At 67.7% G+C, this 20,546-nt stretch carries 16 protein-coding genes; 10 read left to right on the top strand and 6 right to left on the bottom strand.

Annotated features, from left to right (window positions below; translation table 11 throughout):
• Positions 1-5: 5 nt before the first annotated feature.
• Positions 6-842: a 30S ribosomal protein S2 gene (rpsB, locus tag AC3WP6_RS11585; protein WP_492627855.1), complete on the bottom strand. Its 837-nt coding sequence runs from the start codon at positions 840-842 to the stop codon at positions 6-8.
• Between the two features lie 325 nt (positions 843-1,167).
• On the opposite strand from rpsB, the gene map reads away from it, so the two are divergent.
• Both map and glnD read left to right on the top strand, forming a co-directional pair.
• Positions 1,168-1,932, top strand: coding sequence for a type I methionyl aminopeptidase (map, locus tag AC3WP6_RS11580; protein WP_492627854.1), 765 nt, complete (start codon positions 1,168-1,170; stop codon positions 1,930-1,932).
• A 179-nt stretch (positions 1,933-2,111) separates the two neighbouring features.
• Positions 2,112-4,754 carry a [protein-PII] uridylyltransferase gene (gene glnD / locus AC3WP6_RS11575; RefSeq protein WP_492627853.1) on the top strand — a complete coding sequence of 881 codons (2,643 nt, stop codon included), beginning with the start codon at positions 2,112-2,114 and terminating at the stop codon, positions 4,752-4,754.
• A gap of 319 nt (positions 4,755-5,073) precedes the next feature.
• Here the strand turns inward: glnD and AC3WP6_RS11570 are convergent, their stop codons facing one another.
• On the bottom strand, positions 5,074-6,189 hold the full coding sequence (locus AC3WP6_RS11570; RefSeq protein ID WP_492627852.1) for an HD-GYP domain-containing protein: 1,116 nt from the start codon (positions 6,187-6,189) through the stop codon (positions 5,074-5,076).
• Between the two features lie 578 nt (positions 6,190-6,767).
• Between AC3WP6_RS11570 and dapD the strand changes: the two genes are divergently transcribed.
• The gene (gene dapD, locus AC3WP6_RS11565; protein WP_492627851.1) at positions 6,768-7,589 is read left to right on the top strand and encodes a 2,3,4,5-tetrahydropyridine-2,6-dicarboxylate N-succinyltransferase; all 822 of its coding nucleotides are present in this window, start codon (positions 6,768-6,770) and stop codon (positions 7,587-7,589) included.
• Positions 7,586-7,948 carry a Spx/MgsR family RNA polymerase-binding regulatory protein gene (locus AC3WP6_RS11560; RefSeq protein WP_492627850.1) on the top strand — a complete coding sequence of 121 codons (363 nt, stop codon included), beginning with the start codon at positions 7,586-7,588 and terminating at the stop codon, positions 7,946-7,948. The genes dapD and AC3WP6_RS11560 overlap by 4 nt, the downstream gene beginning before the upstream one ends.
• Before the next feature lies 1 nt (position 7,949).
• Here the strand turns inward: AC3WP6_RS11560 and AC3WP6_RS11555 are convergent, their stop codons facing one another.
• The gene (locus AC3WP6_RS11555; RefSeq protein ID WP_492627849.1) at positions 7,950-10,982 is read right to left on the bottom strand and encodes a ligand-binding sensor domain-containing diguanylate cyclase; all 3,033 of its coding nucleotides are present in this window, start codon (positions 10,980-10,982) and stop codon (positions 7,950-7,952) included.
• 298 nt (positions 10,983-11,280) lie between these two features.
• On the opposite strand from AC3WP6_RS11555, the gene AC3WP6_RS11550 reads away from it, so the two are divergent.
• From AC3WP6_RS11550 to AC3WP6_RS11540, 3 genes are read left to right on the top strand one after another with little or no spacing between them, the layout of a single operon-like run.
• Positions 11,281-12,345: a VIT1/CCC1 transporter family protein gene (locus AC3WP6_RS11550; RefSeq protein ID WP_492627848.1), complete on the top strand. Its 1,065-nt coding sequence runs from the start codon at positions 11,281-11,283 to the stop codon at positions 12,343-12,345.
• Positions 12,346-12,395: 50 nt separating this feature from the next.
• Positions 12,396-13,529, top strand: a complete 1,134-nt coding sequence (dapE, locus tag AC3WP6_RS11545) for a succinyl-diaminopimelate desuccinylase (protein WP_492627847.1) — start codon at positions 12,396-12,398, stop codon at positions 13,527-13,529.
• 22 nt (positions 13,530-13,551) lie between these two features.
• Complete coding sequence (locus AC3WP6_RS11540; protein ID WP_492627846.1) at positions 13,552-14,928, top strand: MBL fold metallo-hydrolase RNA specificity domain-containing protein; 1,377 nt, start codon at positions 13,552-13,554, stop codon at positions 14,926-14,928.
• Between the two features lie 18 nt (positions 14,929-14,946).
• Here AC3WP6_RS11540 and AC3WP6_RS11535 read toward each other — a convergent pair whose 3' ends face one another.
• The gene (locus AC3WP6_RS11535; protein WP_492627845.1) at positions 14,947-15,741 is read right to left on the bottom strand and encodes a phosphodiester glycosidase family protein; all 795 of its coding nucleotides are present in this window, start codon (positions 15,739-15,741) and stop codon (positions 14,947-14,949) included.
• Between the two features lie 94 nt (positions 15,742-15,835).
• Here AC3WP6_RS11535 and AC3WP6_RS11530 point away from each other — a divergent pair, with 94 nt between their 5' ends.
• Entirely contained in the window at positions 15,836-16,330 is a 495-nt protein-coding gene (locus AC3WP6_RS11530) for an NUDIX hydrolase (RefSeq protein WP_492627844.1), read from the top strand.
• Between the two features lie 12 nt (positions 16,331-16,342).
• Here the strand turns inward: AC3WP6_RS11530 and AC3WP6_RS11525 are convergent, their stop codons facing one another.
• Together AC3WP6_RS11525 and lplB are read right to left on the bottom strand one after the other, a co-directional pair.
• Positions 16,343-17,119: a lipoate--protein ligase family protein gene (locus AC3WP6_RS11525; protein ID WP_492627843.1), complete on the bottom strand. Its 777-nt coding sequence runs from the start codon at positions 17,117-17,119 to the stop codon at positions 16,343-16,345.
• Positions 17,116-17,406, bottom strand: coding sequence for a lipoate-protein ligase small subunit (lplB, locus tag AC3WP6_RS11520; protein WP_492627842.1), 291 nt, complete (start codon positions 17,404-17,406; stop codon positions 17,116-17,118). The genes AC3WP6_RS11525 and lplB overlap by 4 nt, the downstream gene beginning before the upstream one ends.
• Before the next feature lie 343 nt (positions 17,407-17,749).
• On the opposite strand from lplB, the gene AC3WP6_RS11515 reads away from it, so the two are divergent.
• Together AC3WP6_RS11515 and AC3WP6_RS11510 are read left to right on the top strand one after the other, a co-directional pair.
• A complete protein-coding gene (locus AC3WP6_RS11515) occupies positions 17,750-18,958 on the top strand; it encodes an MFS transporter (RefSeq protein ID WP_492627841.1) in 1,209 nt (402 codons plus the stop codon).
• A gap of 304 nt (positions 18,959-19,262) precedes the next feature.
• Positions 19,263-20,534, top strand: coding sequence for an OmpP1/FadL family transporter (locus AC3WP6_RS11510; RefSeq protein ID WP_492627840.1), 1,272 nt, complete (start codon positions 19,263-19,265; stop codon positions 20,532-20,534).
• Positions 20,535-20,546 lie beyond the last annotated feature (12 nt).

The raw sequence follows: 20,546 nt of genomic DNA, 5'->3' as shown, positions 1-20,546 counted from the left end.
CCGAATTACTTGGCGTCGCGCGGAGCGTGTGCGCCATCGCGGCTCGGGGCGTGTTTGCGCGGTGCCGGTTTGCGTTCGGCGTGCTCGGCCTTGGCCACCGGGTTGCCTTCCTCGTCGAGTTCGACGAACTCGTCGCCGTCACCCTGCGCAGCGGCCGGTGCGGCAGCCTTGCCTTCGAGGATGGAGTCGGCGGCAAGGCGGGTATAGAGCTGTACCGCGCGGATCGCGTCGTCGTTGCCGGGGATGGCGTAATCGACCAGTTCCGGGTTGTAGTTGGTGTCGACCACTGCCACGACCGGAATGCCGAGCTTCTTGGCTTCCTGCACGGCGATGTTTTCGTGGCCGATGTCGATGATGAACAGCGCATCGGGCAGGCGCCCCATGTCCTTGATGCCGCCCAGCGAGTTCTCGAGCTTGTCGCGCTCACGGCGCAGCGACAGCACTTCGTGCTTGACCAGCTTGTCGAAGGTGCCGTCGGTCTCGGCGGCTTCCAGCTCTTTCAGGCGGCCGACCGACTGCTTGACCGTGCGGAAGTTGGTGAGCATGCCGCCCAGCCAGCGCGCAGCGACAAACGGCATGCCGGCGCGGCGGGCTTCATCGGCCACCGCCTCGCGCGCGGAGCGCTTGGTGCCGACGAACAGCACGGTGCCGCGCTTTTGCGCCAGGCCCGACAGAAAGTTCATCGCGTCGGTGAACAGCGGCAGGGTCTTTTCAAGGTTGATGATGTGGATCTTGCCGCGGGCACCGAAGATGTACGGCGCCATCTTGGGATTCCAGTAACGCGTCTGGTGACCGAAATGCACGCCGGCTTCGAGCATTTCGCGCATGGTGACTTGTGCCATGGGTGACTCCTTGCAGTGGGCCTTGTAGGTGTGGCCCGGGGGTTGGGACCTCCACGCATCCCCGGCTTCGACCGCGTCGGCTGCCAGGCGGCAGCCGCGCAGCACCCCGAAGACGGTGCCGATGCGTGTGTGGCGTTGGTTTGGGTGTTGCACCGCGGCGCGGTTACAATCATCCCGTTTTCGTCTTGCAACCGTTGCCCACGTGAAGTGGCTGCAATGCGCTGCAAAACTTCGAAATTGTAGCCGGTACGCCGGCGACGCGGCAAGTTGCCGGCACGAGCCATGGCCCGGTGCGACGGCTTGTGCCGCCCATCAGGACTCGATCATGGCCATCACGTTGAAATCCCCGCAAGACATCGAGCACATGCGCGTGGCCGGCCAGCTGGCGGCCGAAGTGCTGGCGCTGCTCAAGGAATACGTCAAGCCCGGCGTCACCACCGAAGAGCTCGACCGTCGCGCCTACGAGCACATTGTCAACGTGCAGAAGGCAATTCCGGCGAACGTCGGCTACCACGGCTTCCCCAAGACCCTGTGCACCTCGGTCAACCACGTGATCTGCCACGGCATCCCGAGCGAATCCAAGGTGCTCAAGGATGGCGACATCATCAATCTCGACATCACTGTCATCAAGGATGGCTGGCACGGCGACACCAGCCGCATGTATTTCGTTGGCACTCCGTCGGTGCTGGCCAAGCGCCTGGTGGATACCACGTTCGAGTCGATGATGGCCGGCATCCGCGCGGTGCGCCCCGGCGCCACGCTGGGCGACGTGGGCCACGCCGTGCAGCATTGCGCGGAGTCGGCGGGCTACTCGATCGTGCGCGAATACTGCGGCCACGGCATCGGCAAGATCTATCACGATGACCCGCAGGTGCTGCATTACGGCAAGCCGCACACCGGGCTGGAGCTCAAGGAGGGCATGACCTTCACCGTGGAGCCGATGGTCAATGCCGGCAAGCCGAACACCAAGCAGCTGCCCGATGGCTGGACGGTGGTCACCAAGGACCACTCGCTGTCGGCGCAGTGGGAGCACACGCTGGTGGTGACCAAGGACGGGTTCGAGATCCTCACGCCGTGGCCGGATGCTTGATTGCCGGGACTGGGGATTCGGGATTCGGGATTCGAAAAAGCGCGATTGGGCGGGCGTGATGCTCGTGGGGCGGACTGCAGTCCGACAAGCGGGGACTCTGGAATCGCGATTCGAAAGAGCCGGGTGAGGCGGTACCGCACCGGCTTGGTTTCTGCCGCCCACGCTCCTAGGCTGCGCGAATGACTGCCGCCAGTGTCGAGCTGCCACCGCTGCCGCGTCTGCCGCCAACGGTGCCCCGTTCCGGGGTGTCCGGCGAGGCGCGGCACGCGTTGCGGCAATTGCTGGGGGACGTGGATCGCGCGCTGGCGACGGCGTTTCGCGATGGTGGCGACGCCGAGGCGCTGGCCCGTCGGCGTGGCGAGGCGGTGGCGCGCATCGTGGTGCATGTGTGGAATGCCTGCCTGGGCGAGGTGACTGGCGCGGCGTTGTTTGCCGTGGGCGGCTTTGGCCGCGGCCTGTTGTTTCCGCAGTCGGATGTGGATCTGCTGGTGCTGGCCGAACGCTCCGAGCCGTCGCGTTTGCGCGCGCTCGAACAGTGTTTTGCGACGTTGTGGGATGTCGGCCTCAAGGTGGGTCACGCGGTGCGCGATGCCGAGCAGTGCCGCAAGCTTGCGGCGGCGGACGCCAGCGTGTTCACCAGCCTGCTGGACGCGCGCCGGCTTGCCGGTGACCGCGCACTGGAAGCGAGCCTGCGCGCCATCGTGAATGATCCCGCGCTGTGGCCGCCCAAGGCGTATCTCGCCGCCCGGTTGGGCGAGCGCGACGCGCGCCATGCACGCTTCGACGACACTGCGTACAACCTCGAACCCAACCTCAAGGATGGCCCCGGCGGGCTGCGCACGCTGGATTCGTTGCGCTGGCTGGGGCAGCGGCTGGCGCATGCGAGCGGGTTTGGCGAGATGCAACTGGAAGGCCTGCTCGATCCGGCCGAGCGCGACGCGCTGTGCGCGGCGGAGCGCACCTTGCGCCGCTACCGTTTTGCGCTGCATCTCGAAGCGGGGCGACCGGAAGAGCGCTTGCTGTTCGACTACCAGCGTGCGCTGGCGACCCGCCTGGGGTTCGAGGACGAGCACGCGAAAAACCTCGGCGTCGAGCAGTTCATGCAGGGCTACTACCGCGCCGCCAGCGTGGTCGAACGCCTTGGTGTGCAGATTTCCGAGCGCTTTGTGGAAATGCTGGAGCCGCCGCGCGACGGCGTGCCGGTCGGCGCCGACTTCATCCGCTACGGTACCCGCCTCGCGGCGCGCGATCCCGAGTTGTTTACGCGTCGGCCGCAGGCGTTGATCGAGATTTTCATCGCCCGGCTGGACCAGGCCGGGCTGGTCGGCTTCAGCGCCGACACCATGCGCCGCATCCATCAGACCACGGCGACGCTGGGCAGCAAACTCGGCGACGACCCGGCGGCGCTGGCCGCGTTTTTGCGCCTGCTCAAGCGTGGCGCACCGGCGGTGGACGCGTTGTGGCGGATGAATCGTCACGGCCTGCTGGCCGCATTGCTGCCCGCGTTCGGCAAGGTGTTCGGGCGCATGCAGTACGACTTGTTCCACGTGTACACCGTGGATGAGCACACGCTGCGCGTGCTGCGCCAGTTGGCGCGGTTTGCCGACCCGGCCGCGCGCAGCGATTTTCCGCTGGCGTGCGATATCTGGCCGAGCCTCGACAAGCCCGAGCTGATGCTGTTGGCCGGGCTGTTTCACGACATCGCGAAAGGCCGCGGCGGCGACCATTCGGTGCTGGGCGAAGGCGAGGCGCGCGCGTTCTGCATCCGGCTCGGGTTGCCGCCGGACGACGTGGAGCTGGTGGCATGGCTGGTGCGCCAACACCTGTTGATGAGTGCCACCGCACAGCGCCAGGACATCACCGATCCGGCCGTGGTGCAGCGCTTTGCCGATGTCGTCAGCGATTGGGCGCGGCTCGATCATCTCTACCTCTTGACCGTGGCCGACATCATCGGCACCAGCCCGCGCTTGTGGAACGCGTGGAAGGATCGCCTGCTGGCCGACCTCTACACCGCGACGCGGTATGCGCTGCGCAGTGGCGAAGAGCCCGCCCAGCGTGCGGCCTTGCGCGCGCAGGCCTGCCGCGATCGCGCGCTGGCGCTGCTCGCGGCCGACGGCATCGACGCCGCTGCGGCACAGGCCTTGTGGGCGAGTTTTTCCGAGCCGAGCTTTTTGCGCCACCGGCCGGAGCAGATCGCGTGGCAGACGGCAGCGCTCCTGCGGCACGCCGACAGCGCACCGTTGGTGGAGGTGCATCCGCTGTCGGTGCGCGGCACCACCGAGCTTTTCATCTGCGCACCGGACCGCGACGGCTTGTTCGCCACGGCGACGGCGATGCTCGACCGCATGCGTTTTTCGGTGTTGGAGGCGCGCATCCTCAATTCGCGCGACGGGCGCTCGCTCGACACCTTTTTGCTGCTGGAAGCCGATACCCAGCAGCCGGCAAGCGCTGCACGCTGCGCCGAACTACGGGTGCGCATGCAGCGCGCACTGGCGCAGACCGCGCCGGTGGCGCCGGCCCGGCGCAGCATGTCGCGGCATTTGAAACACTTCCAGAGCGCGCCGCGGATTGCGTTCAGCGCTGCCGGCAATCGCACCCAGCTGGCGCTGGTGGCCACCGATCGCCCCGGCCTTCTGGCGGCGGTCGCGCGCGGCATGCTCGAAGCCGGCGTACGCGTGCACGATGCGCGCATTGCCACCTTCGGCGAACGCGCCGAGGATTTTTTCCTCGTCTCCGACCGCAACGATCGGCCACTCGACGACGCGGCACAAGAGCGCCTGCGCACCGTGCTGGTCGCCCGTATCGGCGCGCCACATGGCTGACGCGTTTTGCTGCCAAGGGGGTGTCGGGCGGAGGAGTGGGAATCGGAAATCGGAATTGCTGGCGTCTGGTATCGCGGTTTTTTTGCGCGCGTGGATCGGGTCGCTTTGCTTTCTGCTTTCGAGGGTGTTGGTCTCGCCACGCAGTGTGGGCAGCCTTGAAACGCGACCGCGTCGATACCCGTCGGGCTGAAGCCCGGTCCACAAGCACGGTGCTCGCCGAGTCGCGCTCTTTCGAATCCCGAATCTTGCATTCCGAGTCCCTGCTTGCCGGGCTGCGCTCCCCTCGAATCCTCAATCTCCAATCCCGAATCCCGGACCCTCACAACGTCGCGTCGGCGCCCCACAGTGCAGCCATGCTTACCGGCATTTTCAGGGCTTCGAGATCGGCGGTGGTCTGGATCGCGTGCATCGGCGAATCGCCGTTGTGGCGCAGCGGCGTGGGCAGGCGCATGCCGACCGCGTTGGTGATCGCCGCCAGCCGCGGGCCGTGTTTGCCAGTGCCGCGCTGGGTGACGATGGCAATGCTGCCGTTGCGCAGGCGCACACCGGTGCCTGGCGGGTGCACGCCGATCGCCTTGATGAATTGCGCCACCAGGGTTTCGTCGATCTGGCCACCCTCATTCAAGAACAACTGGCGCAGGGCGGGCGTAGGTACCATGGCGGGGCGATAGGCGCGTGCCGAGATGCGCGCGCAGTAGATGTCGGCGAGCGTGAGCAGGCGGGTCGGCTGGGCAACGGCGCTGCCGCGCCGACCCGCCGGATAACCGCTGCCGTCGATGCGTTCGTGATGGTCACGCACGGTAGCGAGCCACACCGGATCGTCCACGCCCAGTTCGCGCAGCATCTCGACCCCGCGCTCGCAGTGACGGCGGATGATCTCCTGCTGTTCCGGCGTCGGCGGCGCATGCGACTTGTACAGCTGCTGCTGCACTTCGAGCATGCCGATGTTCATCGTCAAGGCAGCGGCCGTGGTCGAGGCGAGCAGGTCGTCGTCCCACTCGAACGTGGCACCGACGACCTGGCACAGCGTGGCAACGTTGACTGCGTGGCGCACCGCGTAGGGCGCGTCGCGCATCAGTACCACGGCAGCCAGCGCGAGGTCGGCGTTGGCGCGGCAGGCGCGGCGCACGAGTGCGGCGATGCGCACCAGGTCGGCCGGAAAATAGCTCGAACCCTGCTCGAACAGCGCCATCAGACGCCAGCGGGCGGCGATGAGCATGCCCAGTGGCGTCGCCGGAATGGTGGTTTCCTGCTCCGCGCGCCCAGGGGACGGCGCCGTTGTTGCCAACGCGTTTTCCGCAATCAGGTCGCGTTGCAAGGTGTTGCGGATGATCGAGCCGTGACGCAGCAGCAATTGGCCCTTGCCGTTATACGCATCGCGCGGCAGCACCTGGCCTACGGTCAGGTCATTGGGGTCGAAATCGCGTGACTTCATGGCCGGTACGGCCGGTCGGGAGCGGGTTGTGGTTGCGGCATGTTGGGCACCTCCTCTCGCGGACACCTCGCGAGTCGATCGCACCATCGGTCACGGGGTGGTCGGCGCGCTGAGCGTAACTTCGCTGGGTCATCGGCGGGACGGGAGGAAAGTTGAGTGGGGCCGGGAACAGGAAGAGCGAGCCGATGCGAGGGCGGGCCTGGTGGCTTTGCTGGCGGCGGTTGCCGGGCTTGGGCCCGACCCACAAGGGCAATCACCCTGCGGGTACCCGTTGTGTCCGATTCCCGATTTCCCAGCCGGGAGATTCTGCATTCCCGGAGGGGCCTGGTCTAATCGCGCGGCCGGTCGTCATCCCTGCGGTTTCGCGTTGCGCCAGCTCATCCTCGTTGTGAATGAGGGGCCCGAATGATCGGCAGGTCAGGTCTTCGCTTGGCTTGGCGGCCGCCAGGCTCGCCAGCAGCGCGCGGGCGCTGTACCGCGGGCCGACCTTTGGCGTGAGTGTCGGGTTCCGAGCTGGCAACCCGCGCGCCGGGCCGCCACAATGCAGCAGCTCTTTCCCGTTTGGACATCCGTTTGCCATGCAGAATCTTGAGGCCCTGATCGACGAGGCGTTTGTGCACCGTGAGCCGTTTGTCGGCGGCGAGCTTGAAACCCGCACGCGCGGCGCGGTGGAGGAGGCGCTGCATCTGCTCGAATCCGGGCAGCGGCGGGTGGCCGAGCCGGACGGGCACGGCGGCTGGGTGGTCAACCAGTGGCTGAAAAAAGCCGTGCTGCTGTATTTCCGCCTGAGTGGCAACCGGGTGGTGGACGGTGGCGCGGCGCTCGCATTCGACAAGGTGCCGCTGCGGTTTGCGCGGGCCGCCGAGCTGGAAAACCTCGGCGCGCGCGTGGTGCCCGGCGCGCTGGTGCGGCGTGGCGCGCACGTGGCGAAAAACGCGGTGCTGATGCCGAGCTACGTCAACATCGGCGCGTTCGTCGGCGAGGGCACGATGGTTGACACCTGGGCCACGGTCGGCTCATGCGCGCAGATCGGTGCGCACGTGCACCTGTCCGGCGGCGTTGGCATTGGCGGCGTGCTCGAACCGTTGCAGGCCGGGCCGACCATCATCGAAGACGATTGCTTCATCGGCGCGCGTTCGGAAGTGGTCGAAGGCGTGGTGGTGGAGCGCGGCAGCGTGATCGGCATGGGGGTGTTCCTCGGCCAGTCCACGCGCATCTACAACCGCCTGACCGGCGAGACGAGCTACGGCCGGGTGCCGGCCGGCAGCGTGGTGGTGGCCGGCAGCCTGCCGGCCAAGGACGGCACGCACAGCTTGTATGCCGCGATCATCGTCAAGCAGGTCGATGCCAAGACGCGCGGCAAGACCTCGATCAATGAACTCTTGCGGGGCGAGGCATGAGCGTCACGCTGTATGGCCTGTCCACCTGCGACACCTGCCGCAAGGCACGCAACTGGCTCGATCGCTTTGGCGTGGCCTACGCCTTTGTGGATTACCGCGCGAACCCGGTGCCGGCCGGTACGCTCAAAGCGTGGGCGCAGGCGTTGGGCGGTTGGGAGCACTTGGTCAACAAGTCCTCCACCACTTGGCGCAACCTGCTGCCGCAGCGCAAGAACCCCGGCCCTGGCAGCGATCCGGAGTGGACGTTGTTGCTCAAGGAATACCCGGCGCTGATCCGCCGCCCGGTGGTGGTGCGCGAAGATGGCAGCGTGAGCGTCGGGTTCAGCGACAACGGCTTCAAGAAGCTGTTTCCGCGCTGATTTACGGGGCCGGTGCCGGTGTCCACGAGGTCAGGATCGGCAGCGGGCCGGGCGCGTTCTGGCGTGCCAGCATCGCGCGCAGCGTGCCCAGCACATCCTCGGCCAGTGGCGCGTGCATCGGCGCAATGCCAACCCACGCATTGCGGCCGCCGTGCTTGGCGGCGTACAGGCACGCATCGGCGAGGTTCACCACTTGGTCCCAGCCGAGCTGGTCGGGCGCATCGGCAAAGAACGGGTAGCAGGCAAAGCCGATCGAGCAGGTGACGTGGGTCCGGCGCCCTTCGCCCAGGTCGAACACGTGGTTGGCGACGGTGGCGCGGATACGTTCGGCCAACAGCGAACCGTCGTCGTGCGGCACGTTGCGTGCCACGATCAAAAACTCCTCGCCGCCGCGGCGCACCGGTATGTCGGTGCTGCGGATGGCGGCCAGCAGGATGTCGCGCAGTTGCTGCAGCACGCGGTCGCCGGCCGCATGCCCCCAGGCGTCGTTGATCGCCTTGAAATGGTCGATGTCGATCATCAGGAACAGCAGCCGCCCGGTGTCCACATGGTGCGCAGCCTGAATGTCGTGCTGGATGGATTCATCCAGGTAGCGCCGGTTTTTCATCCCGGTCAGCGGGTCGGTGACGGCCTGCTGGGTGAGCGCCTGATTGGCTTCGCGCAGCGCATCGTTGGCATGTGCGAGTTCTGCCGTGCGTAGTGCCACGACGGCTTCGAGCGCGCGGTTGCGTTGTTGCATGCGCGCCACGCGCCAACGCAGCAGCAGGTACAGCGCAGTGCCGGCCAGCAGCAGCCAGGTCAACCACGCCCACCAGGTGCCGTACCACGGCGGCAGGATGCGGAAATCGAACGTGACCGCACGCGCCTCCCGGCCGTAGGCATCGCGACCACGCACGTGAAACCGGTACACCCCCGGCGCAAGGTTCGTGTAGTCGCGATAGGCAGCGGCCGCCCACGGCGACCAGTCGCGGGCAAGACCTTGCAGCCACACCTGGTAGCGGTTGCCGGCGAGTTTGTCGAAGCTGGGCAGGGCGAACTCGAAGCGCAGCGCGTTGTGAGCGTACGGCACGGCCAGCTTATCGGTGGCCGGGCGATTGCCGAACAAGGCGATGTCGCCTTGCTCGGCAACCATGCGCAGCAGGGTGGCGGGCGTTGCTGCCGGTGTGCTGCGGTGGCTGCGTTGATAGCGAAACAAGCCGTTGTCGCTGCCGATCCACAACGCGTCGTCGCCCTCGTCGAGGTACGTATTGGCGCCGGCGCCCTGGATGAGTTGCAGCGGCGTTTCCTTCCATTGCCAGCCGTTTGGGGTGCGGATCGCGCGTCCGGTATGCCTCAACCCCTTGGCGTCGGTGATGGTGGTCCACACCTCGCCGTGGTGGTCTTGATACAGGCTGTCCACCGGCAGGGTGCTGTGGGGTACCAATCCGGCGGCGCCAGGGTCCGGCTCGAAACGTTGGTTTGCCGCAAAACGATAGATGCCGGCGTTGGTGATGAAGCGGATGGTGCCGTCGATACGCGCCTCTTGCACCAGCCCATCCGGCAAGCCGTCGTGGTGGCCGAAACGCTCGATGCGGACGGCGCCACGACCGCCATCGACGGTATCCGGCGCAACGCGCGCGCGCAGCAGGCCGCCCACCCACGGGCTGAGCCACAACTGGTCATCGCGGTGTTCCGTAATGCTGCGGATTTGCCCTTGCACCGCCGCGATGCGGCCCTCGTCCAACCAGCCCTTCGCGGTGCGGCGGATCGATCCGAAGCCGTCCTGATAGCCGACAAACAGGCGGTTGGGGTCGCGCTGGGAGCGCTGCAGCGCCAATGCCGCGGTGCCGCGCGTGATGCGGGTGATAACTGGCGGCTGGCCGTTGCCACGGTCGGTGTAGGCAAACACGCCGTCATCGGTGGCCACCACCAGCTCGCCGTCGGCCTCGTCGAGATCCCAGATCTGCCCCGGCAAGGGTTCCGCCCGGGTGAAATGGGCATTGGCGCCGGTCGTCATCCGAAACAGGCCTTCGGTGGTGCCGACGAACAGCGCACCGGCGTAGCGGCGGATGGTTTGTACCTCGCCGCGCAGACCATTGCGGGTATCGAACACAGTCAGCGGCGCGGCGGTCGCCACCCGCGCGATACCGTTGCCGGTGGCCAGCCACAGCCCGTTGTCGCGATCAACGAGAGTGGCCAGTATCAGGTTGCTGCGCAGCCCGGTGGCGTAGTCGAGGGTGTAGGCAAGGTGCCCCGAGGCATCCGCCACGTACACCCCGCCGCGCAAGGTGTTGATCGCGAGCTGGCCGTTGGCGAGCCAGGTGGCGCCGTAGAGGTTGTCACGGCGGATCTCGGCCGCGACGTCCAGCGCCCACGGCGTAAAGGTGCCGGCGTGGTAAAGGAACCAGCCCTGCGAACGGGTACCGATGAGCAGCTCGCCGGGCAAATGGCCAGGCCCGCGCCACGGCAGCAGCGCGTAGATCTTTTCGTTCGCAAAGCGCCCGCTGCCGGGAACGAGTTGCAGCTTGCCGGCCACCATCTGCATTAGCCCGCGGCCGACTTCGCGCACGTAGAGGGTGTCGTTGACGATGAAGCTGAAGTGGAAACTCGTGGCTGGTTTCCACACCTGCATGGTGCCGCGTTGGTAATAGAAAATGCTGGAGAGCGTGACGAAATACACGCCGTGGGCTGTGGCGTGGATGTTCCACACGTCGGCAAAGCCACGCTCAGCCTTGGGCACGGCTGGCAGCAGCGAGGCAAACACCAGGCGCCCGGCCGCGTCGCGTTTCAAATACCCGAGGTTGCCGACGGTGCCGACATAGATGAGCCCGTCCGGGCCGAGTGCCAGCGAGCGCACGGTGGCGTGGTCGGGTACTGCGATGGTCTCCCAGCGTGCCCCGTCGAACACCAGGATGCCGCTTTCCACATTGCCCACGTAGATGACGCCGTCGCGGTCTTGCGCAATCGCCCAGTTCTGCGCGCCACCGCCGTATTCCGAAGGCGAAAAATTGTGCACGAACGGCAAACCGGCGTTGCTGGCTGTCGTCGCGGACACAGCTCCGGTGGGTACGGCGGCCAGCGCACACGCCGCAAAAAGGCACAAAACGACGCAGGCGCACCACTGGCCCGGGTGTGGCCCGGTGCAATGGTGTCCGGCGATGGGCGGCTGCCCCATTACATCCTCAGTGGTAGCGGCAGGCTCGAAGCGCCTGCCTCGAAGGCTGGCAAGCAAATGGCTTGCCAGTTGCTGGCGGCGGTTGCGGCCGCGCGAACCTTGGCGCAGGTGGTTTGCGGCGGCCCATCGTAAGCTGCACGACGCGGCAGACCGCCGCGTCACCACTGGTTGACACCCCATGGGCGATCCCCGCACCCGCCGTGTCCGCAACAATCTGCGCATCGAGCGCGACAACGCCGCGCTTTACGCGCGGCTGGCGGCGCTGGCGGGCGATGCGCCGCAGGCTCAGGTCTATCGCCGCATCGCGGCGGGCGAAAAGGCCAATGCGGCGTTTTGGGAGGCGCGGCTGCGCGCGTTGGGGGCGGTGGTGCCGCCGGTGCGCATCGGAGCGCGCGTACGCGTGCTTGGCTGGTTTGCACGTCACTTCGGCACCGAATTTGTCATGCCGACCGTGGTGCGCCGGGTCCACGCCGATTACCTCGCCACGCCGGTCGACCGCAGCGGCCATCGCGACCACTTTGCGTCACCGGGTCTGCTCGCTGGGGCCGGCCACCGGCATCGTGCGCAAAGCGGCAATACCCTGCGTGCCGCGGTGCTCGGCGCCAACGACGGGCTGGTCTCCAACGTGTCGCTGGTGATGGGCATGGCCGGCGCCGCCACCGGCGACCGCGCGGTGCTGCTGGCGGGGCTGGCCGGGCTGGTGGCCGGCGCCTGTTCGATGGCGCTGGGCGAATGGCTCAGCGTGAACAGCTCGCGCGAGTTCTACCAAGCGCAGATCACCGAGCGCGCGGAGCGCCTGGCGGCGGTGCCGGAAGCAGGGCTGGCGAACATTGCCGATATCTATCGCGACAAGGGGCTCGACCCGGCGGCGGCCGAGCACCTCGCCGGCCATGTCACCGCCTCGCCGCGCGCCACGCTGGACATGCTGGTGCGCGAGGAGCTGGGCGTCGATCCCGCCGAGCTCGGCGGTTCGGCGTGGAGCGCGGCGATCTCGTCGTTTTTCCTGTTTGCCTGCGGTGCGTTGTTTCCGGTGGCGCCGTATTTCTTCACCGGTGGCGGTACCGCGCTCGCTGCGAGCGCGGCCACCACGGCCGTGGGGCTCAGCCTGATCGGCGTCGGCACGGCCCTGTTCACCGGACGCAACATGCTGTTTTCGATTGCGCGCCAGTTCGGCATCACGCTCGGCGCCGCGGCGGTGACTTGGGGCGTGGGCCATGTGCTGGGCGTAACGCTCACGGGCTGAGCGCGGGGGCTTGCTATGCTGCGGGTTGGCGCCAACGGCGAGGTGGGTGGATGTCCGCAGTGCTTGCATTGACGCGCGAGCTGATCGCTCGGCGTTCGACCACGCCGGAAGACGCCGGTTGCCAGACGCTGTTGGCCGCACGCCTCGCGCAAGCCGGTTTTCGCATCGAGCGGCAGCGTTTCGGTGCAGTCGACAACCTGTGGGCGGTGCACGGCGATGGCGGCGCCACGCTCGCATTCCTCGGCCATACCGACGTGGTGCCGAGCGGCCCGGAGGCTGCGTGGCAAAGTCCGCCGTTCACGCCGACCGTGCGCGATGGCCGTCTATACGGCCGTGGCGCGGCGGACATGAAAGGCGCGGTCGCGGCGATGACGGTGGCGCTCGAACGGTTTGTCGCGGCGTACCCCGCGCACGCCGGGCGCGTGGCGCTGCTGTTGACCAGCGACGAGGAAGGCCCGACCAACCTGGATGGCGTGCGGCGCATGGCCGAGCACTTCCGCACCACCGGCGAGCGGATCGACTGGTGCGTGGTGGGTGAACCCTCCGCCATCGAACGGCTCGGCGACCGCGTGCGCGTTGGTCGTCGCGGTTCGCTCTCCGGCACGCTCGCGGTGCACGGGGTGCAGGGTCACGTCGCCTACCCGGAGAAGGCGCTGAACCCGATCCACGCGTTTGCGCCGGCGTTGGCCGAGCTCGCCGCCGAGCGTTGGGACGATGGCAACGCGGATTTCCCGCCTACTTCGTTCCAGGTGTCCAACGTGAATGCCGGCACCGGGGCCAACAACGTGATTCCCGGCAAGCTGGTGGCACTGATCAATTTCCGCTACGGCACGGCGAGCCGCGCCGAGGATCTGCGCGCACGCACCGAAGCCATCCTCGCCCGCCACGGGGTGCGCTTCACGCTCGACTGGAACCTCTCCGGCGCGGCGTTCCTGACGCCGCCCGGCGGGCGCCTGCGCGAGGCGGTGATCGGGGTGTGCCGCGAACTGTGCGGCATCGAGCCCGAGCAAAGCACCGGCGGCGGCACTTCCGACGGCCGTTTCATCGCGCCGCTGGGCGCCGAGGTGGTCGAGATCGGGCCGGTCAACGCCAGCATCCACAAGGTGGACGAATGCATCGACGTGGGTGAGCTGGAACGTCTGCCCGATGTGTACGAAGCCATTTGCCGGCAGTTGCTGCGCTGACACCGACGCCACGGAGGCGCACATGCGAGTCGTATTTCACGGAGCGGCAGGCGGCGAGGTCACCGGCTCCTGCCACTTGGTCGAAGTCGCCGGCAAACGGGTTCTGCTCGACTGCGGCATGCTGCAAGGCAGCCGCGATGTCGAAGCGCGCAACCGCGCGTCGTTCGGGTTTGATCCGGCGTCGATCGACGCGCTGGTGCTGAGCCACGCGCATATCGACCACTGCGGGCGGATTCCGATCCTGCTCAAGCGCGGGTTTGCCGGCGCCATCCATGCACAGACTGCCACCTGCGACCTGTTGCCGGTGATGCTGCGCGATGCGGCTTCGCTGTCCGAACGCAGCGCCGAGCGTGAGAACCGCGAACGCCGCGCCGACCTGCCGCCGATCGAGCCGCTGTACACGCCGGTCGATGTCGCCGCCACGCAGCGGCGTTTGCGTCCGCAGGCGTACGACACGCCAGTGGAAATCCTGCCCGGCGTCATGCTGCGCCTGCACGAAGCCGGGCACATCCTCGGCTCCAGCGTGGTCGAGCTGCGTGCCGAAGGCCGCACGCTGGTGTTCAGCGGGGACCTGGGCGTGCGCGGCACGCCGATCCTGCGCGACCCCGCACCGCGCCCGGCGGCCGATCTGGTGCTGCTGGAGTCCACCTATGGCGACCGCAACCACCGCGACCGCGCCGCCACCGTGGCCGAGCTGGGCGACATTCTCGCCCACGCGCGCGCCGACGGCGGCAACGTGATCATTCCCGCGTTTGCCGTGGGCCGCAGCCAGGAACTTTTGTACTGGTTTGCCGAGTATTTCGACCGCTGGCAGCTCGCGTCGTGGACGATCTTTCTGGACAGCCCGATGGCGGCCAAGGTGATGGCGGTTTACGACCGTCACGAGGCGCTGTTCGACGCCAGGGCAGAGAAGCTGTGGCGCGGCCGGCGGCGGCCGTTCAAGCTGCCCAACCTGCGCGTGTGCGAAACCACCGTGGAAAGCCGCGCGATCAAACGCATCCACGGCGGCGCGATCATCATTGCCGGCTCCGGCATGGCCAACGGTGGGCGCGTGCGCCATCACCTTGCCAACAACCTTGCCTTTGCCCGCCACCACGTGGTGTTTGTCGGCTACCAGGCCGCCGGCACGCTGGGCCGCACCCTGGTCAACCGCGCACCGCGCGTGCGCCTGTTCGGCGCGGAAATCCCGGTGCGCGCGGCGATCCACACCGTGGGCGGCCTCTCTGCCCACGCCGACCAGCGCGGCCTGCTCGACTGGTACGCCAGCGCCGGCGACCGGCCACCGGTGGTGCTGGTGCATGGCGAGGACGACGCGCGCCGCGCGCTGGCGGCAGAGCTGCACCGGCGCCATGGGATTGCGGTGACGCTGGCGCAGGCCGGCGCCACGCAAGCGGCGTGACGCGGTGGCGCAGCGCAGCTACTGCGGCACCAGCACCGCAAAGATGCCGGCGTAGGGCTTGACCATGAAGCTCGGCGCGCCGGCGTAGCCTTCGCCGTCCACGTAGAGCTGGGAGATGGTGCCGTCCAGGTACAGCGCGTTGCGGCAGCCCAGCTGGTCGCGGAACAGGCGCGCGAAATCGTGGAAGTTGACCGGCACCTCGCTGGCGGCAAACACGACTTCGTTTGGCGTTTTTGCGCACACGCCGCTGCGCCACTTGAGGCTGCCGGAATCGGCGAGAAAGTGCGGGTTGAGCGCGCCGTCGATCACCAGCATCGGCCCCGATTGCGTGGCCCAGCGCACCGGCTTGCCGGCGGCCTTGAACGCGGCGCTGGTCTCGACGCTGGCGTGCCCGTGGCGGTCGATGGCAAACACGCCGTTGGGCAGCAGCGAAAAATTGCCGGACGCCGGGTTGCCGTGCGCAAGGTTCAGCGGCACCAGTGTCTTGCCGTCTTCCACATGCAGGCCGAGCGGCGCGGCGTTGGCATCGTAGATGCCGGCGTTGGTGGCAAACAGCACACGCTGGCCGTGTGCGCCGGCCCACTCACGCAGCGCGTCGATGCTGGCGAACGGCGCGCCGGTGGCGGGGTCGCGCCAGTGCAGGCTCAGGGTTTCATGCTTGAGATCGAGCCGCACCACGCGGTAGCTCTGGCCGTCGAGGTTGACCTCGCTGCCGTGTGGCGCATGTGCGGCGGCGCCGCACCCGGCAAGCGTGAAGGCCAGCATCGGCAGCCAGCAGGTGATGCGGCGAGGGGGAAATGAGGGAACACGCATGCGCGCATGGTCGCCGTGGCACCCCGTTCGTGGCAAGCGCGCCCGTGTCGTTCGCCGGCGTCGCTACAATCAATGTTTTCGCCTGCCGGTTGCCATGCCCTACACGCCCATCGTCGCCTCGCTCGGCTACGTGCTGTCGCCGGATCGCACGCAGGTGCTGATGATCCACCGCGACACGCGGCCGAGCGACCAGCACTACGGCAAGTACAACGGCCTGGGCGGCAAGATGGAACCCGGCGAGGACATTGCCGGCTGCATGCGGCGCGAGATTCGCGAGGAAGCCGGCATCGCCATCACCTCGATGCAATTGCGCGGCACGCTGAACTGGCCGGGCTTCGGCAAGCATGGCGAGGATTGGCTCGGCTTCGTTTTCTTGATCGACGGGTTCACCGGCACGCCGTTGCCCGGCAACCACGAAGGCACGCTGCGCTGGGTCGCGCGCAGCGACCTTTTGGCATTCACCCTGCCGATGTGGGACGGCGACCGCCACTTCCTGCCGCTGGTGTTCGACGCCGATCCACGCCCGTTCCACGGCGTGATGCCGTATCGCGACGGCCACATGCAGTCGTGGGCCTGCACGCGGTTGTGAGCGGCACGCGCCTCAGGGCACGTCGGCAACCCACTGCGAGGTGCCGAATTTTTCCTTGACCAGGGCCTCGGCGCGCGCCAGTTCGGCATCGCGCAAGGTGTCGTCGGCCAGGCCATGCAGGCGACGGAAGGTGGCCAGCATGCGTTCAACCACGGTGGCGCGCGGCAGGCCGGTCTGGCTGCGCAGCGGGTCGACGCGCTTGGCCGCGCTGGCGGTGCCTTTGTCCGAGAGTTTTTCGCGGCCGATGCGCAGCACGTCGAGCATCTTCGTGGCGTCGATGTCGTAGGCCATGGTGACGTGGTGCAGCAGCGCGCCACGGCTGCGGGTCTGCGCGGCGCCGGCGATCTTGCCGCCGGCGGAGGTGATGTCGTTGAGTGGCTGGTACCACGCCTTGATGCCCAGCTCGCCCAGCGCGGCCAGCACCCAGGAATCCATCAGCGCGTAACTCTCCTGGAAACTCATGCCTTCCACCATCGACAGCGGGGCGTAGATGGAATAGGTGATGGTGTTGCCCGGCTCGATGAACATGGCGCCGCCGCCCGAGATGCGGCGCACCACTTCGATGTCGTGCTGCCTGGCGGCTTCGGCGTCGACCTCGTTGCGCAGCGACTGGAAGCGGCCGATGACGACTGCGGAGGAGGCCCATTCCCACAGTCGCAGCGTCGGCTGGCGGCGGCCGGCGGCCACTTCGTCGAGCAGCGCCTGGTCGAGCGCCATGTGCAGCAGCGGCGCCTGCGGGGCGGTGTGGATCAACTGCCAGTCGTGGTCGCGCCACATGCTGCGGCTCATGCGGTTTCTCCAGGCGCGAGTGCGCGGCGCACGGCGGTGACGATGGCTTCCGGGGAAATGCCGTACATCGAAGTGTCCTTGGGCAGCTTGCCGAGGATGGCGGCAGCGAGCGCGGCGTCGTCGGCGTCGGCGCGCTGGCCGTTCAACGCGGCGTCGATCGCCGGCAGTGCGGCGTCGGGTTCAAGAAAAAAATCGCCGCTCAGACGCACGCCATCCAGCCGGCCATCGCGCACCGCGAGGTCGATCACGACCAGCTTGCCGCCGGGCATTTTGTATTCACCGTGCATGGCTTGCCTCGTTGGCGTCCGCGCAGGCGGACCAGACAGGAAAGTCTAGCAAGCACGGCGCGCCGGCTCTTGATCCAGGAGCGTGCGCGGGGGAAACCGGGCAGGCGAGGCAGCGTCGTTTTGAGCCCGCTTGCGCGACGGTTTGCCGGCTCATGGCGGTTCCAAGGACCCAGAACTGGCGGGAAAGATGGCCAAAACGACGTGGCCGCTGTCGCTGGCGTTGTGGCCGCACACGCTTCCGGCACATCTACACACTACCGTGCCGCAGACGCGCGCATGCTTCGCAGCTTGGGTCGCACAGCGCTACCGTGCACCCGCATCTCACATGCCCTTCGACCCTTCCATGCCTTCTTCTCAATCTGTTGCGCCAGCGGTGTCGCTGCGCGCCGAGCGCCGCATGCTGGCGCTGGTTTGTACTGCCGCCTTTCTCGTGTTTGTGCAGACCTTCATGGTCGCGCCACTGATTCCGCGCCTGGCCGCGGTGTTTGCCAGCCCGATCGCGTGGGTGGCGCTGGCGGTGCCGGCGTACGTGATACCGCAGGGCATTTCCACGCTGGCGAGCGGGCCGTTGTCCGACCACTTCAGCCGGCGCAGCGTGATCCTCGCCTCGCTGGCGCTGTTCACCGCGATCACCGCGTTGACGGTGAGCGCGACCCACGTCGGCACCTTCATCGCCTGGCGCGTCGTTGCCGGCATCAGCGCCGCCGGCGTGGTGCCGATTTCGCTCACGCTGATCGGCGACGTGGTGCCGTTCACCCGGCGCGGCAAGGCGGTGGGCTGGTTGTTCGGCGCAATTGCCGGCGGCACCGCGGCCGGTGCCGCGATCGGCGCGCTGCTGGAACCGCTGGTCGGCTGGCGGGCGCTGTTTCTCGGCGTGGCGGCGCTGTGCGCGCTGGCGCTGGGCTATGCCGTCGCCGCCGATGCCTTGCCGCGCCTGCCGGCGTCGCGCATCGCGCATGCGTGGTCGCGCGTGTTTCGCGGTTATGGACAATTGCTGGCGCAGGGCAGGGCGCGGCGCACGTATGCCTACGTGCTGATCAACGCGGTCCTGATCTCCGGCGTGTTCACTTGGCTGGGCGTGTACCTGCACCAGCGTTTCGGTTTGGGCGAGGCCGGCATCGGCTGGGTGATGCTGGGTTACGGCATTCCCGGCCTCATCTTTGGCCCGCTGATCGGCAAGCTGGCGGATCGCTACGGCCGCTCGCGCATCGTGCCTGCCGGGGTGGCACTGACCGGCGTGTGCGCGCTGCTGCTGGCGCTGCCGTTGCCGCTGAACGGCGTGCGGGTGGCGATCGTGCTGCTCTCGCTCGGCTTCGACCTGACCCACCCGCAGCTGGCGGCGATTGCCACCGACCTCAAGGGCGACCGCGGGCAGGCGGTGGCGCTGATGGCATTCTCGCTGTTTGTCGGGTTCGGGCTGGGCAGCCTCGTGTTCCAGGCGGTACTGGTCGCCGGCTTTGCCGTCGCCCTGGGTGTGTTTGCCGCAGCCGCGTGGCTGGCAGCGGCGCTGGCGCTGCGTCTGTTCCGCAGCGAGCGTCCACGCGGCGCGTAGGGCGGTCGGTTCGGGCTTGGGTATAGGGCGCAGGCGTCAAAGCGACGCCTTTGCCATACCCGCCGTGCAAAGCGCTACCCGCGTCATGCTTTTCCCGATTCCCGATTCCCGATTCCCGATTCCCGATTCCCGGTATGCGTGATGCAGGCCCGGCCAATGCCGCGCATGCCATATGCACGCACGGCATAAGTACATGACGGGAGGGAGTTGGGCAGGCATGGTGCGCCGCACTAACTTGGCGTTGCTGCGCATGTTGTCGTGACGACCGGCTAGCCGTTTTGCGCAGTTGGCGGCGGCACAGCGGATGAAGGACAAGATGTTGGCAAGCAAGTTCTGGTGGGTGGCGATGACCGTGTTGGCGGTACCGGCCGCGCACGCCACTGACGGTTATTTTCAACACGGTTACGGCATCGAGGCGCAGAGCATGGGCGGCGCTGCCACTGCGGTGGCCGACAACGCCATGGGCGGCGCGAACAACCCGGCATCGATGCTGTTTGCCGGAAACCGCCTGGATGCCGGGCTGGTGGCCTTCAGTCCGCGTCGACGGGCGAGTCGCGACAGCGCCTTCCCCGGGCCGGTCGGTGCGGCCGCCAGCGGGCGCAACTATTTTCCGGTGCCGTCGTTTGGCTGGAACCACGTGGTGGATGGCCGCTACGCCCTGGGCGTCACGGTCTACGGCAATGGCGGCATGAATACCGATTACCCCGGCCATGCGCTTGCGGCCAACACCTGCGGCGCCGGTGCGCCGGCGTCCAACCTCTTGTGTGGCCAAGGCCATCTCGGGGTGAATCTCCAGCAGCTCGTGGTTGCGCCCACGTTTGCGCTGCGCCTGACCGAACACCAGGCGCTGGGCTTCTCGCCGCTGTTCGCTTACCAGCGGTTCGAGGCCTATGGCCTGCAGGCGTTTGCCGGCATGTCGGTGGCGCCGGATCACCTCACCAACCGCGGCACCAGCAGTTCCACCGGCGTGGGCGTGCGCGTGGGCTGGTATGCGCAGGTGGGCAACCACGTGACCCTGGGCGCCGCCTACTCGCCACGGCTGCACATGAGCCGGTTTGATGATTACCGCGGCCTGTTCGCCGGCCACGGCAGTTTCGATCTGCCGGAAAACTGGAATGTCGGCGTGGCGCTGAGGCCGAACGGCCGCTGGCTGATCGCTGCCGACTACCAGCGCATCAACTATGGCGATGTGCCCAGCGTCGGCCGCACGAGCCGCGTGCAGGCGCCGCTGGGTTCTCCGGCAGGCCCCGGCTTTGGCTGGCGCAACACCAACGTGTGGAAGCTGGGTGTGGCCTGGCGCGTGGACGACCGCTGGACGCTGCGCGCCGGCTACAACCACAGCACCAACCCGGTGACCGCCGCCAACGTCACGTTCAACATCCTCGCGCCCGGCGTCATCCGCGATCACGCGACGCTGGGGCTGGCATATCGCACGGCCGGCGGCGAGTTGTCGCTGTCGTACCTGCACGCGTTCAGCAACCGCGTGCGCGGCGTTTCGCTGATCGATCCGATGGCGAGCGAAACCTTGCGCATGCATGAAGACTCGATCGGCATCGGCTACGGATGGCGGCTGTGAGCCCCCATATGA

The sequence above is a fragment of the Rhodanobacter sp. FW106-HT46G03 genome (genome assembly GCF_058789895.1).
Note: the sequence above shows the minus strand (reverse complement) of the source record. Positions and strands in the feature narration are given on the sequence as shown.

What these genes read in the sequence shown, in the direction of transcription:
- AC3WP6_RS11560 (WP_492627850.1), top strand. Translation starts at nt 7,586, where the DNA reads ATGAGCGTCACGCTGTATGGCCTGTCCACCTGCGACACCTGCCGCAAG.
- AC3WP6_RS11510 (WP_492627840.1), top strand. Translation starts at nt 19,263, where the DNA reads ATGAAGGACAAGATGTTGGCAAGCAAGTTCTGGTGGGTGGCGATGACC.
- AC3WP6_RS11525 (WP_492627843.1), bottom strand. Translation starts at nt 17,119, where the DNA reads ATGAGCCGCAGCATGTGGCGCGACCACGACTGGCAGTTGATCCACACC.
- AC3WP6_RS11515 (WP_492627841.1), top strand. Translation starts at nt 17,750, where the DNA reads ATGCCTTCTTCTCAATCTGTTGCGCCAGCGGTGTCGCTGCGCGCCGAG.
- glnD (WP_492627853.1), top strand. Translation starts at nt 2,112, where the DNA reads ATGACTGCCGCCAGTGTCGAGCTGCCACCGCTGCCGCGTCTGCCGCCA.
- map (WP_492627854.1), top strand. Translation starts at nt 1,168, where the DNA reads ATGGCCATCACGTTGAAATCCCCGCAAGACATCGAGCACATGCGCGTG.
- AC3WP6_RS11540 (WP_492627846.1), top strand. Translation starts at nt 13,552, where the DNA reads ATGCGAGTCGTATTTCACGGAGCGGCAGGCGGCGAGGTCACCGGCTCC.
- AC3WP6_RS11570 (WP_492627852.1), bottom strand. Translation starts at nt 6,189, where the DNA reads ATGAAGTCACGCGATTTCGACCCCAATGACCTGACCGTAGGCCAGGTG.
- lplB (WP_492627842.1), bottom strand. Translation starts at nt 17,406, where the DNA reads ATGCACGGTGAATACAAAATGCCCGGCGGCAAGCTGGTCGTGATCGAC.
- AC3WP6_RS11530 (WP_492627844.1), top strand. Translation starts at nt 15,836, where the DNA reads ATGCCCTACACGCCCATCGTCGCCTCGCTCGGCTACGTGCTGTCGCCG.
- dapE (WP_492627847.1), top strand. Translation starts at nt 12,396, where the DNA reads ATGTCCGCAGTGCTTGCATTGACGCGCGAGCTGATCGCTCGGCGTTCG.
- AC3WP6_RS11550 (WP_492627848.1), top strand. Translation starts at nt 11,281, where the DNA reads ATGGGCGATCCCCGCACCCGCCGTGTCCGCAACAATCTGCGCATCGAG.
- AC3WP6_RS11535 (WP_492627845.1), bottom strand. Translation starts at nt 15,741, where the DNA reads ATGCGTGTTCCCTCATTTCCCCCTCGCCGCATCACCTGCTGGCTGCCG.
- rpsB (WP_492627855.1), bottom strand. Translation starts at nt 842, where the DNA reads ATGGCACAAGTCACCATGCGCGAAATGCTCGAAGCCGGCGTGCATTTC.
- dapD (WP_492627851.1), top strand. Translation starts at nt 6,768, where the DNA reads ATGCAGAATCTTGAGGCCCTGATCGACGAGGCGTTTGTGCACCGTGAG.